Origin of the sequence: Paenibacillus koleovorans NBRC 103111 (assembly GCF_004000845.1) — a bacterium.
Classification (GTDB): Bacteria; Bacillota; Bacilli; order Paenibacillales; family NBRC-103111; genus Paenibacillus_AA; species Paenibacillus_AA koleovorans.
In genome coordinates, this window is record NZ_BIMA01000054.1 from 1 (window position 1) to 13,796 (window position 13,796).

The 13,796-nt window shown below is 47.0% G+C and carries 10 protein-coding genes; all 10 read left to right on the top strand.

What is annotated here, in order from left to right; genetic code table 11:
- Positions 1 to 90 precede the first annotated feature (90 nt).
- The 10 genes from PKO02S_RS18095 (at position 91) to PKO02S_RS18140 (ending at position 13,662) form a co-directional block, all read left to right on the top strand.
- Entirely contained in the window at positions 91 to 1,665 is a 1,575-nt protein-coding gene (locus PKO02S_RS18095; RefSeq protein WP_281280440.1) for an FAD-dependent oxidoreductase, read from the top strand.
- 170 nt (positions 1,666 to 1,835) lie between these two features.
- A complete protein-coding gene (locus PKO02S_RS18100) occupies positions 1,836 to 2,768 on the top strand; it encodes an ABC transporter permease (protein WP_127585251.1) in 933 nt (310 codons plus the stop codon).
- Between the two features lie 14 nt (positions 2,769 to 2,782).
- A complete protein-coding gene (locus tag PKO02S_RS18105; RefSeq protein WP_127585252.1) occupies positions 2,783 to 3,697 on the top strand; it encodes a carbohydrate ABC transporter permease in 915 nt (304 codons plus the stop codon).
- A gap of 86 nt (positions 3,698 to 3,783) precedes the next feature.
- Positions 3,784 to 5,454, top strand: coding sequence for a type 2 periplasmic-binding domain-containing protein (locus tag PKO02S_RS18110; RefSeq protein WP_127585253.1), 1,671 nt, complete (start codon positions 3,784 to 3,786; stop codon positions 5,452 to 5,454).
- A gap of 92 nt (positions 5,455 to 5,546) precedes the next feature.
- Complete coding sequence (locus PKO02S_RS18115) at positions 5,547 to 7,304, top strand: fumarylacetoacetate hydrolase family protein (RefSeq protein WP_127585254.1); 1,758 nt, start codon at positions 5,547 to 5,549, stop codon at positions 7,302 to 7,304.
- Positions 7,305 to 7,333: 29 nt separating this feature from the next.
- Positions 7,334 to 7,789 carry a NanQ anomerase/TabA/YiaL family protein gene (locus PKO02S_RS18120; RefSeq protein ID WP_127585255.1) on the top strand — a complete coding sequence of 152 codons (456 nt, stop codon included), beginning with the start codon at positions 7,334 to 7,336 and terminating at the stop codon, positions 7,787 to 7,789.
- Between the two features lie 65 nt (positions 7,790 to 7,854).
- Complete coding sequence (locus PKO02S_RS18125; protein WP_127585256.1) at positions 7,855 to 8,925, top strand: SGNH/GDSL hydrolase family protein; 1,071 nt, start codon at positions 7,855 to 7,857, stop codon at positions 8,923 to 8,925.
- 123 nt (positions 8,926 to 9,048) lie between these two features.
- Positions 9,049 to 10,317 (top strand): alpha-L-fucosidase, encoded by a 1,269-nt coding sequence (locus PKO02S_RS18130; protein ID WP_127585257.1) that lies wholly within the window; start codon positions 9,049 to 9,051, stop codon positions 10,315 to 10,317.
- An 11-nt stretch (positions 10,318 to 10,328) separates the two neighbouring features.
- A complete protein-coding gene (locus PKO02S_RS18135; RefSeq protein WP_127585258.1) occupies positions 10,329 to 11,237 on the top strand; it encodes an SGNH/GDSL hydrolase family protein in 909 nt (302 codons plus the stop codon).
- A 34-nt stretch (positions 11,238 to 11,271) separates the two neighbouring features.
- On the top strand, positions 11,272 to 13,662 hold the full coding sequence (locus PKO02S_RS18140) for a glycoside hydrolase family 95 protein (RefSeq protein WP_174819923.1): 2,391 nt from the start codon (positions 11,272 to 11,274) through the stop codon (positions 13,660 to 13,662).
- Positions 13,663 to 13,796: the final 134 nt, after the last annotated feature.

Here is a 13,796-nt window from a genome sequence, read left to right on the forward strand (position 1 = left end):
AATTGTTTCAGTTTGTTTTTTGGTCTTATAATGACGACAGAAAACGATAGGGGGTAGGACACGATAATAGAATATCAAACAGACATACTGATTGTAGGCGCAAGTTTCGGAGGAGTATCCGCGGCACTGTCCGCCGTCAAGATGGGAAAACGAGTTATCTTGACAGAAGAGACCGGCTGGATCGGCGGTCAGGCAACAGGGCAGGGCGTACCGCTGGATGAGCATCCATGGATTGAAAACTTCGGCCATACCCGCAGCTACTTGACATTTCGAAGCAAGGTCAGGGATTATTACCGCAGAAATTATCCGATGAATGAAAAGGCCCGGCAGGATTTAACCTTGAATCCGGGAGCGTGTTGGGTAAGCGCCCTCGGCTTTGAACCGCGGGTAGGCGAGGCCGTGTTGGAGGAAATGCTTGCTCCATACCGGTCGGCAGGACTTCTATCCATCTTCAAAAGACTTACTCCTGTCAAAGCCATGATAACCGGCGATATCATTCATGCACTGGAATTTCAATCAATCGATGGAGAAAATGTGACAATAGCGGCCCAATATGTTCTGGACGCTACAGAATTAGGCGATCTTCTGCCCATGTGCGGGGTTGAGCATGTCATAGGTGCCGAAAGCATCAGCCAGACAGGTGAACCTTTGGCTGTGGAAGGAGATGCCCAGCCTCTCAGGCAGCAGCCGTTTACACATCTTATCGCACTATCGCATCACCCGGAAAACGACTTCACGATTCCCAAACCTCTGTCTTATGAGAAATTCCGTCCCAAATTCGCTCATATTACGGCAACAACTGAACGCAGCGGCGCGATGGCCGGGCTATTTGCGAATAATGACGAGGAAGTGTACCGACAAAGTATATGGAATTTCCGCAGGCACTTTTGCCGGGACAATTTTGACCAGACCTTATTTACAAGTGATCTTACCGTTCTGATGAACGGGAATGAATACCGTGACGGCGTACTGGCCGGTGTTTCCCAGACGGAAAAACTAACTGCGCTTAAAGAGGCAAAAGAACTTTCCCGTTCACTGGTCTATTATCTGCAGTCAGAGCTTGGGTTCAAGGGGCTCTTGCCAAGATCCGACGTTTTCGATACTAGCGATGGTCTGGCCGCTCATCCATATATCCGTGAAAGCCGCAGGATAAAAGCCGAGTTTACTATATGCGAACAGGATTTCCGTATCGACATGCACCCTGACGGACCGGTTGATTATGCGGACAGCGTAGGAGTATCCGGTTACCGGATCGACATTCATGAAAAGGGAAGAGACGGGGGGCCAAACATTACAACAGCCGTCCATGGCAAGCATTGGGTGCAGCAGATTTCCCTGGGAGCACTAATACCCGTTCGTCTTCAGAACCTGATTCCTGCCTGTAAGAACATCGGTACGACCCACGTTACCAATGGCTCCTTCCGAGTTCATTCCACCGAATGGAATATTGGAGAAGCTGCGGGAGCTTTGGCCGCATACTGCCTCAAAACGGGGGAATCTCCCCGGGCCGTACGCAATACGAATACCATGCTGGAAGATTTTCAATTCCATCTCGACAGGCTGGGCATTGAAAGAGGCTGGCCCCGTCTAAGCAATTCCTATTCATATGCTAGTTATGCGGGAAAAAGGAAAAATTGGTATTTCGGTGAAGCTAAACGGCTTTAGCGAGTAACAATCGAATGGAGCTGTCGCAATCGTCATAAAACCATAACTTGCGGCAGCTCCTTTTCTTTAAGTTGCGCATTTCCTTTTTGAAGATTGTAGGCGCTTTCACGGCGGCGTAAAATCGGCCTATACTCATTCATCATAAATAAAAGAAAGGAAACGGATTCTTAATGACAAACACAACAAGTATATCCATCGCAAAAAAAGTAAAAAAAGGCTTTTTGTCAAATTGGGAATTATATGTCATGTTGCTTCCTGCCATAGCGGTGACTTTTGTGTTCTCTTACATTCCCATGTACGGGTTGCAGATCGCCTTCAAAACCACACGTCTCGGCGCTAATTATTTGAATGGCGATTGGATCGGTTTTGATAATTTTGTCCGCTTTTTTAACTCCGGCTGGTTTGGCATTATCATGAAAAACACGGTTCTTTTAAGCATCGTAAGCTATTTGATCACATTTCCGTTTACGATATTGCTGGCGCTTATGATTTTCAACTCAGTGAACAAACGAGTGGCTAAATTTACCCAGACATTTACCTATTTGCCTCACTTGCTTTCAAGTGTTGTGGTGATCGGTATCCTTAACCTGTTTTGTAACGGAGAAACAGGGCTTATCAATATCTTGCTAAGGATATTAGGTCTGGACCCGATAAGTTTTTTTGGGAGAAACGATTTGGTGCTGCCGATGTACACGATCACGAATCTATGGCAGCACGTCGGATTTTCGGCCATTGTGTATTTGGCAGCCCTGAATTCCGTCGACGTTTCCATCATCGAGTCAGCACGTATTGATGGTGCGAATAAATTCAAAATTATGATGAAGATTCAAATCCCATGGATTTTACCTGTCATCGTTACGATGCTGATCCTGCATATGGGTCATATGTTAAATGTCTCTGTGGATAAAGTGCTGCTCATGCAGACCGATTTGAATATTTCAGCTTCTGAGGTCATCGGTACCTATGTCTATAAGGCAGGAATAAAAAGCGCGCAATATGGTTTTGCTACGGCTGTGGGTTTGTTTATCAATTGCATTAATCTGGTTATGCTGCTACTAGTCAATTGGTTGTCCAAGCGTGTCAGCGATACGTCCATTTTTTAACGGGGGTGATGAATATGAGCGATACATCACTGAAAAGAAGCTTCAAGCCAAACTCGGGTTTGGATGATCGTATTTTTGATCTTACAGTAACAGTATTTTTACTGATTTTGGGGGTTATGGCGCTGTATCCGCTTTGGTTTGTACTGATAGCGTCCATAAGCAATCCTTCGGATATTCTTTTGGGCCGTGTCGTTCTATTTCCAAGCGGACTGAATATGGAAGCCTACGTTAAGCTTCTGCATACACCCAAAATATGGACAGGATACATGAACAGTATCATTTATACCACGGTGGGTACGTTTATTAACCTTGCGGTGACATTGCCGGCAGCTTTTGCCATGTCGAAGAAAACGCTTCCGGGCCGCAAAATCATCAGTATGTTCTTTATATTTACGATGATATTCAGCGGGGGTCTTATTCCGAGCTTCATGCTGGTCCGATCGCTGCATATGGTGGACACGATCTGGGCTCTGGTAATACCCGGCGCTTTATCCGTATTCAATATGCTCATCGCCAAAAGCTTTTTTGAGGAGGGCATACCGGAAAGCATTTATGAAGCGGCCATTATAGACGGAGCTAGTAAATTCCAGTTTTTTTTCCGGTTTGCTCTGCCTTTGTCCAAAGCGATGATAGCGGTACTTTTTCTCTACTATGCTTTAAGTCATTGGAATGATTACTTCACAGCGCTAATCTACATTAGATCCCCGGAGAAACAGCCGTTGACGATCATCATATCGCAACTGGTCGCTAACGCGGATTCAACACTGCTGGAGATGATGCCAAGCGAAGAAGCGTACCACTTACTTATGGAAAAATCACTGATGAAATACGCCGTCGTGCTTGTGGGTGCAATTCCAATGATCATTTTGTATCCGTTTCTGCAGAAATATCTGATTCAAGGGGTTATGTTAGGCTCAGTAAAAGGCTAAGGGTGATCATGTTTGATCGTGTTGCTCAGACGCAGCACGGGAAAACGTCACAATATAAACAATTATTTAATGGGAGGGTTTATTGTATGAGTTTGAAACGAATGCAAAAGTTGTTACTCCTGGTCATGGTTCCGGTTATTGGGCTGTCCATGACGGCCTGTACCGCAAATTCGAAAGATCCGTCTGCCAGTTCAACAGCAGAACCAAGTCCAACCGGAACAGAGAAGGCCGGCATCACCTTTCCCCTTCCGAAAGCCTATACATTTACAATTGCAGGCGTTAACGGCACGGATGGCGAAAATCCGGAGCAAACCGCGTTTTTTAAAAAATTGGCGGAAAAAACCAACGTCAACATCAAGTATATCAGCTTAGGTGCGGATATGGCCGGAGCCACTGAAAAACTGAATGTGCTTTTGGGTACGAAAGACGCTCCGGATGCGATTATGGGCGCATCTGCCATGAATGAAACCTTTTTGGCCATGTACGCAAAAGAAGGGTTTTTGGTTCCGATGAACAAGTACCTGAAAGATCCGAAGGTTATGCCTGTATTCAACAGCAGAATCCTCAAAGAAAATCCTGATATGCTGACAGGAATCGCATCGCCGGATGGCAATATATACTCGCTGCCCTATGTAAATCAGGTTCCCGGCACCTATTTGGAAAGTCCTATATGGATCAATAAAGTATGGCTGGATAATCTTGGGCTGTCTGTACCGAAGACACTTGCCGAGTTGGAAAATGTTATGGAGGCTTTCGCCACGAAGGACGCTAATGGAAACGGCGATCCGGCGGATGAAATTCCGCTGCTGGCTCGTAACGGTGCCGGGTTTGAACACCTGGAAGCCTGGCTCTCCTTATGGGGCATACCTACAAAAGACAGCACATTTGAGAATTTTGTATACGTGAAGGACGGAAAAGTTATTTTCGCTCCTACGTCGAAAGATTACCAGGCTTATATAAAAACCATGCAAAAATGGTATGCAAAAAAATGGCTGTGGAATGAGTATTTTACAGGCTCTTCTCAGACTTTCAGCGCGATCCAAAATGATGCCAACGCAGCAAAATACGGTATACTCACGTCAAAGAACCCTGCCGGGAAGTTCGCCAATCAGTACATTGCCATTTTGCCCCCGGTTGTAGAGGGCTACAAACCGAAATCCTATTTGAATCCGGCCTATTTATCCGGAAGTAAAGGTCAGTTTGAACTGACAAGCAATAGCAAAAACGCGGATATCCTGATGGCTTTCATTGATCAGTTTTACCTTATGGAGAATACGCTGGAAGCTTACAACGGAATCGCAAATGAAGACCCGAGGCTGTCTTTGAACAACAATGTTTATACGGTTAATGCCCTGCCTGCTACCGAACTAGGAAAATATGCAACAAATACGTTTAGAAACTTCTTTACAAACAACCTTCCAGGAGCCGTGCTTGAATCGGATTATAAGAATGGAAAAGTTGCCATGAGCGCGGCTGATAAAGTAAAGGGAGAAACCTACCAGTTGTATGATAAAGCAGGCGTAATCAGCACTGAAGTATGGCCGCGCCCTTATTTGGACCCGAATGACGCGACAAAGCTGAATGAAATGAGAACGGATATTTTCAATACAGTGAGCAAGTACAGAGCTTCCTGGATAACAGGGCAATCCGATATCGACAAAGAATGGGACGCTTATTTGAATGCCTTGAAGTCAATGAAGGTAAACGATTTAGTCAGCATTATGCAGAAAACATACGATAACTATAAGTCGCACTAGAGATTGAATGAATAGCTGGCAAAACAGATAGAGTTAAATCTATCTGTTTTTGCCAAGCCCATTGTGATACCCGCAGAATTGGAGGCTTTTCTATGAAGCTCGCAAGTTTTTTAGTTGACGGTCAGGAACGATTCGGCTTTGTACTGCTTCATCCGGTAACAGGCGATGAACTGCTAGTAGAGCCCGGCAAGGCCGAAAAAGATATCATCCATTACGCAGTCAGCAAAACGTCAGGTTACCAGTTCAGTGTGCCGCGCTTTCTCTCCCCGAAGCACTGGCCTTTGACGATGCACGGGTTTCTGGAGCTTGGCGAAGAAGGAATGGACACGCTTAGAAAGCTGGTTAGCTTCACAGAAAGATTTGTTGAGCAATCAGACGGTTTTTCAGTGCTGGCCAGAGCTGGTCATCTGTTAAAAGACGTGAAGCTCTTGCCGCCGGTTCCCGAACCGAGACTTCTGCTGGGGATTGTGGGCAACTGCCCTGGATTTAGTCGCAATCACGTCAATATCAGGCACATCAACCTGATACCGCAGGCACATCAACGACATCTGGGGAGCGCGATCGGGAATGGAGAGCCATTTGTCATTAGAAGACCTAAGGGACGAAGCGTGAGTATGTCTTTTAATGCAGAACTTGGCGTGATTATCGGTAAAGCCGGCAAGGACATACCCGTGGAGGAAGCTATGTCTTATGTTGCGGGATATACGGTGGTCACGGATACCGCGCACGGGTATTACAATGTGGACTACGGCGAGATGAGCAAACATAGCGATCCGATTTCCATTATGGCTTATGGATGGACACACAAAAACACCGACATCAGCTGTGCGGTGGGACCCTATCTCGTTACAAAGGACGAAGTCGGACATCCATACGATCTAATGCTCTACTCAAGGACGAACGGTATGCTTCGGGATCGAGCCAATACTTGTTCTACGCTGGTGGGCGTTGAGCGAACAATCGCTTATTTCAGCTCATTCATGGAACTGCTGCCTGGCGATGTCATTCATATGGGAGCAAACGGCAAGGACGGCATTGGGATTGATATGGATCATCATGTTGGCTGTGAGACGATCGAGGTGGAATGTGAGATAGAAAAACTGGGTGTTCTACGAAATACGGTCACTTATCTGGATGATGAAGAAATAGAGGAGAAACGTAGCGAAATCAGCGCTTCTACGCCAATGAAGGCAGAAGAATGGAGTCTGGGGAAAGCGCGCAACTTCGTCATTACTTACGCCAACACTCAAGCAAGCGTTCTGGATCATGGCTGCCAGGCGTCGCCAATCCCGCGTTATCTTTGGAGTGTCGCTTCCGCCCTTTCCAGCAGAACGTCCTACTTGCCTGATGAAAAGGAAGAACTGTACGTAACCGCCGAAATAGCCGTGGTGATAGGTAAGACAATCAAATGGGCGGACAAGGAAAATTTGTCGGACTGTATACTTGGCTATCTTCCTCTGGTTAGCGTTACAGATAAGCGACTCTCGCAGCAGGTCATACACCCGGCGCTTGCAAGGGAGAGCGAAATGCCGGAAATTTACGCAAGATGGGCCGACGGATGTAATATGACTTGCGATGCCGTTACGCCTCTTTCGAAAGACGAGCTGGCACAGATGACTGTGTTTCTTGAAATTGACGGAGAACGGGTGATGGATGCCAAGTACGAGGATTATATCTGTAAGGCGGAAGATGTGATAGAGATGATCGGTTATGGTTCAACACTGTTTGCGGGCGACGTCATATCGCTGGGCGGGCTGTGCGCGCCAGTAGTGATTCCCTCCGGACATACTGCCGTGCGCATTGCAATGAAATCGTCGGGAATGCCTGATCTATCGCTCGCTTTACAATAATCCGAAGGACGAAAGGCAGGAGTAACAACATGATAGTGGATAGTATCAAGCAACTAAAAAGTTATGAAAGTCTGATCCCGGGAATTACAAAAATAATGGAGTTTATATCCGGCTGCTCCGACCAGACGAAAAACGGTCGTTATGATATCGATGGGGATCGTATTTACGCCAGTGTATTTGAATATGACACTGTTGCGCCGGATGAGATGAAATGGGAAAGTCATCGGGAATGTATGGATCTGCATGTACCGTTGACGGGTGAAGAATGCATTTTTTGGGCGCCTGTCGAAGAACTTGCCAGCATAGTGGATTACAACCCTGACAATGATTGCGAATTTTATAAAGGAGAATACAGACAGCTATTGAAAGCGACGTTTGGACAGTTCCTTTTCTTTTTTCCTGCGGATGGTCATAAGGTTAAATGTCATTTGAATAGTTCCAGCCATGTTAAAAAGGTTGTTATTAAGATTAGAACTACATTCTAGTGATAGGATTAAACCGTTTTAGCTGGAGGAGGTAGGCGGAAATTTAGAGAGGAAGTGGTAGAGCAATGGAAAAGCCTTTATTTAATACATTCCATGCACTGAATGAAAGAAAAAAATTGACCATAGCCTATTTCGGAGGATCGATTACAGAAGGGAGCGGCGCTTCCGAACCATCAAAGAGTAGTTGGAGGGCCATGACTACATCCTGGTTCAGGCAGAGTTATCTGAATTGCGAAATTACTGAAATACAGGCTGCTATAGGAGGTACCGGCTCGGACCTTGGGGCTTACAGATGCCGGACCGACCTCCTGGGGGGAGAGCCTGATTTGGTATTCATTGAATTTGCCGTTAATGATAATAAGAAGGATGAAGAATGGATATTGTGCTCCATGGAAGGAATTGTGCGGCAGATTTGGAATCATAATTTCAATGCAGATATAGTATTCGTATATACAATAACCAAGGAAATGGCTAAGACATATGAGTTTGATTGTGCCCCCCGTACTATAGAATTGCATCAAAAAATAGCAGACTATTATGAAATCCCGTCTGTTAATTTGGGGAAAAAATTATGGCAATATGTCGGAACCGGTTTGAGTACGTGGGAAGAGCTTTTGCCGGATGCGGTACATCCTTCGGATAAAGGTTATAAAATATATGCGGATGAAATGCAGAGATTTCTTTCGGCATGCATAGCACCGGGGCAGATAGAAAGGAGTTTAGAATATTCAGTAACCTCAAGGGCTCTTGACAAGGGGAGACTTGTTGATGCTTGGGAGCTTTACCAGGAACCATGGGAAAAGGATATTAGCTCACTGGCAAGAAGATATCCGCATATGCTCGTATGCGGTACGCCAGGCGCGGAACTTGAATATAAGTTTAAAGGCAGATCAATCGGATTATATTGGTTAATCGCACCAGATTCGGGTGACATGGAGTGGAGTGTGGATGGAAACAAGCCGAGAAGACAATCAAGCTGGGATAAACATGCTCTGAACTTTACAAGGGCTGGTTATTGCATACTTGACCCTCATCTTGAAACGGGCGAACATGTGCTAAAGATAAAAGTGCTGCAGGAGAAACAACCGCAGTCTGAAGGAAATTGGATAAGAATCGGAGCCGTTTTAGTGGATTAAAAACCAAAGGACGGAGCGACTACAATCGAAGCGAAGGTTCGAGGCGGTCCATTCGCATCGTGAATGGACGAGCCCAAAGAACGTGCGAAAGATCTGAATCATAATCCGCCGGAGGTACAAAGAATGGAACAACAAGCGCAATCAAGAGATGTTAATCACGGATTCGGTGAACGAAGATTCGGTTTGTTCATTCACTGGGGACTCTACGCGATTCCCGGCTGGCATGAACAGATTCAGATGCGGCAAGGGATAGATAAGCCGCAATACCAAGCGCTGCAAGCGCAGTTCGATCCGCAGCGCTTCGACCCGGACGAGTGGATCGACTTGGCGGAGGAAGCCGGGATGAAGTACATCTGCTTCACGACCAAACATCATGACGGTTTCTGCATGTGGGATACGCAATACACGGACTTCAAGATTACCAATACACCTTACGGGCGAGACATACTAGCCATGTTAGCAGGTGCTTGCGAGCGGAGGGGGATGGGGCTTAGCTTATACTATTCGAATCCAGATTGGCATCACCCTAACGGCTACAATCCGCTAAGCTCCCACCAAGTGCCGCCCGTGCCGGGAGACGAGCCGGATATGGACCGGTATATCGATTTTGTCAAAAGTCAGATCGCGGAGCTATGCACGAATTACGGTAAGATCATCAGCTTTTTCTGGGACATTCCTCCGAGAATCTACGATCCGTCGCTCAACGCCATTATCCGGCGCTTGCAGCCCGGCATCCTGATTAACGACAGAGGCTTTGACGAAGGCGACTATTCCACGCCGGAGCGACACGTTCCAGAAGGGTGGAAATTCGAGAAGCCGACGGAGGCCGTCCAATCGATCGGCAGGCAAAGCTGGGGATACCGGACGAACGAGGATTATTATTCGCAGCAATTCCTGACTCAGAGCATCGCCAAGATCATGGCGATGGGCGGCAATTACGTACTCAACGTCGGCCCGAAAGCCGATGGCACGATTCCTAATATAGGTGCTCACATTATCCGGGAAGTTGGACTGTGGTATCAGTCGGTTAAAGAGGCATATGAAGGCGCGAAGCCGATCTCGGCCGTATTCGGAAGAGACGATTTGATGTTTACCCGCAAAGGAAGCGCGCTGTACGTGCATCTGGTGCCGACACCCAAGAGCTCCGGAATCATTCTGAATCCCGTTTCGGTTATGCCCCAAAGCGCGATCCTGTTAAATAATGGAGTCGATGTGAACGCGGACGTAGAGAAGATGCCCACATTGGCCCACGAGAAGGATTACTTGCATTTATCCGACATTCCGGTTAACGAATTCGTCTCGCAGGTTATTGTCATTAAGCTTGTATTCGATGATCTGGACGGTATCATGGGCAGCATGGAGAGCCGCGGACAGATGGAAAATAGATTATAGGGAGCTCCACAATGAAGCCGATTTATGAGGAGCCAACACAGTTATCGAAGGCCAAGAAGATTGTGTTCCTCGGGGATAGCGTAACGGACGAAGGCACATATATCTCTTATTTAGATGCTTATTTTTTACAGAACCAGCCAGACCACCCGATTACGTTCATCAACCTTGGCGTTAGCAGTGAAACAGCCTCTGGCTTAAGCGAGCCAGAGCATCCTTTTCCACGTCCATGTATCCATGACAGATTGGAACGTGCGTTGCAAGAAAGCCGACCTGATTGTGTCGTGATTTGTTATGGCATGAACGATGGCATCTACTATCCTTTTTCCGAAGAACGATTCGCAGCCTACCAGTTAGGCATTCACAAGGTAATTCGCAGCGTGCAACAAACGGGTGCTAAGGCCATCGTAATGACACCGCCTCCGTTCGATCCGCAATCGTTGCGAGGAGCTAACTTGCTCCCTGATGGGGAGAATCAGTACAGCTACTTGGAGCCCTATGTCCACTACAATGAAGTCTTGGGTCGATATTCCGAATGGCTGATGTCTCTGGGCTCAGTCGTTGACGGGATCGTTCCTATTTATGAACCGCTTTTGGAAAATATTAATAGGCAACGCACCAAGGATTCTTCCTATATTTCCGGTGACGGCATACATCCGAATTCAGAGGGACACTGGGTTATCGCCAAGTCGTTGCTAGCGCATTTATTTCATATCACTTTGGATGGAGTTCCTGAATACGTACTTCATCCGGAGCGTTCACCATTCTACTCGTTGGTTAGGGAGCGGCATCGCCTGTTGAGTTCTTCATGGAAAGAGCATGTGGGTCATACTAATGTGCACAAAGCAGAAGCATTGCCCCTAGATATAGCGATTCAGTGCGGAGAACAATTGAAACAACAGATTCTTGAACTGTCCCCATAATTATTGGGAGGAACAATTTTTTTCTGAGATGGGAATGAAGAGAGTGAAACTATCCTATCAGCACCCGGCCAATAAATGGACGGAAGCGTTACCAATTGGTAACGGTCGACTAGGAGCGATGATTTTCGGAGGAATCGGGTCGGAAACCATTCCATTAAATGAAGATACTCTTTGGTCGGGAGGGCCGAAAGAGTGGAATAACCCTAGCGCAAAAGAAATGCTTTCAGAGGTGCGGAGGCTCGTCGCTGAAGAAAAGTACGTGGAGGCCGACCAAGCAAGCAAGGAGATGCAGGGACCCTATACACAGTCGTATTTGCCGTTTGGTGATCTTACGATCACATTCGATCATGGTGACAATGCGCACTCGTACCGCAGGGAACTGGACTTACTGCAAGGGGTTTCCCGTGTCGAGTATACGGTGGGAGATACCAGGTACGTACGTGAGTGGTTTGCTTCATATCCAGGTCAGGTCATTGTGGCTAGACTCCATGCTAGTCATGACGGCATGTTGAACTTTACTGCGCGGCTGGATACCCGATTGCAGGGACGGACTTTTCAAGAAAGTGGTCAATGGATTGTTCGAGGTAAGGCGCCCGTGTATGCTGCTCCCCTTTACTATAAAGTACATCAGCCGATTCGGTATGAAGAAGAAGACGCCGGTGAAGCTATGACGTTTGAAGGTAGGATGGTGGTTGTCTCTAATGAAGGGAGAGTTTGGGTCGACCACGAGGGTGTCCATGTCCGAAATGCAACGGAAGTAACATTGATCTTCAGTGCGGCTACGAGTTTTAATGGTTATAACCGTTCGCCGGGCAAGGAAGGCAACAATCCGGGGGATGTTGCTTCAGCGAGCTTAACAGCTGCATTGGGCTACACCTATCAAAAGCTTCTTGAAGACCATGTTCGAGACTATAAGAGCTTGTTTGACCGTGTTGATATTCGCTTGGGGGAGACCGTTAGCCCTGACGATCTGCCTACAGATCAAAGAATTACGGAATTTGGGTCTTCAGATCCGGGCTTGGTAGAGTTATTGTTCCAGTATGGCCGGTACCTCATGATCGCAAGTTCCCGTCCCGGCACGCAGCCGGCAAATCTGCAGGGCATCTGGAACAAAGAGATTCAGCCGCCATGGAGCAGCAATTATACCCTAAATATCAATACGGAAATGAATTATTGGCCCGTAGAAACTTGTAATTTGTCCGAGTGCCATCAGCCGCTGCTCGAATTTATCGGACATTTGGCGGTTACGGGCCGTTACACGGCAGCAACTAATTATGGCACTCGCGGTTGGGCCGCTCATCATAATTCTGATATTTGGGCGCATAGCGCTCCCGTTGGCGAATTCGGGCATGGAGACCCGGTTTGGGCGAACTGGCCTATGGCGGGGGCCTGGCTGAGCCAGCACCTGTGGGAGCATTATGCCTTTGGTAGAGAGGAAGATTATCTTCGTAATTATGCTTATCCTATCATGAAGGAAGCGGCGTTGTTTTGTTTGGATTGGCTCATTCCGGATCAGCAGGGGGTTCTGATCACGAGTCCGTCCACCTCGCCGGAACATAAATTTCTTACGAGAGACGGACATTTAACAGCCGTTGGCGCAGCGTCAACGATGGATTTATCGCTTATTTGGGATTTATTTACGAATTGTATGGAAGCATCTGAAGTACTTCGGTTGGATGAAGCCTTTAGGGAAGAGCTAAGGGAGGCAAGAAGGCGATTGCTCCCTCTACAGATAGGTAGACACGGTCAATTGCAAGAATGGTACAAAGACTTTGAGGACCAAGACATGCAGCATCGCCATGTCTCCCACTTGTTTGGTGTTTTTCCAGGGCGGCAACTTGACAAAGATAATACACCAGAATTATTCGATGCTGCACGTAAGTCGCTTGAACGCCGCGGAGATGGAGGAACAGGCTGGAGTCTCGGTTGGAAAATCAGCTTATGGGCTCGTTTTCAACGGGGAGAACGTGCGCTCCAGCTAATCTCAAACCTTTTGCAACTCGTAGATACAGATGACACGAGCGAGCAAGGTGGCGTCTACGCAAATTTGTTTGATGCACACCCTCCTTTTCAGATTGATGGAAATTTCGCAGCTACTGCCGGCATTGCCGAAATGCTGCTACAGTCTCATCGAGGGAAGATTCATTTATTGCCGTCACTACCCCAAGCATGGTCCTCTGGCTCGATAAGCGGTCTGCGAGCACGGGGTGGATTCGAAGTTAGCTTGCGATGGGATAACGGGAATCTATGCGAAGCAGAAATTTTATCACTTAACGGTGAGAAATGTATAGTTTTTTCAGAACTTCCTTTGGGTGTGGTGACAGTGAGTGGTGGCCCTGTAGGATCAGTAGAAGATTCTCAAATGGACTGCATTTCGTTTAGTACAGTTGCAGGGGCTAGGTACAAATTATTACCTTTAGGATAGACACGAGAGCTAAGGGATTATTGTGCGAGAACGATGAAATCGCCAGGCATATGCGCTCAGCGTCTTTGGATTTAGATTTTAAAGTTGATGCTCTTCGTTATCCCTGGCCTTCCGACGCAGGATTGTTCATGAAG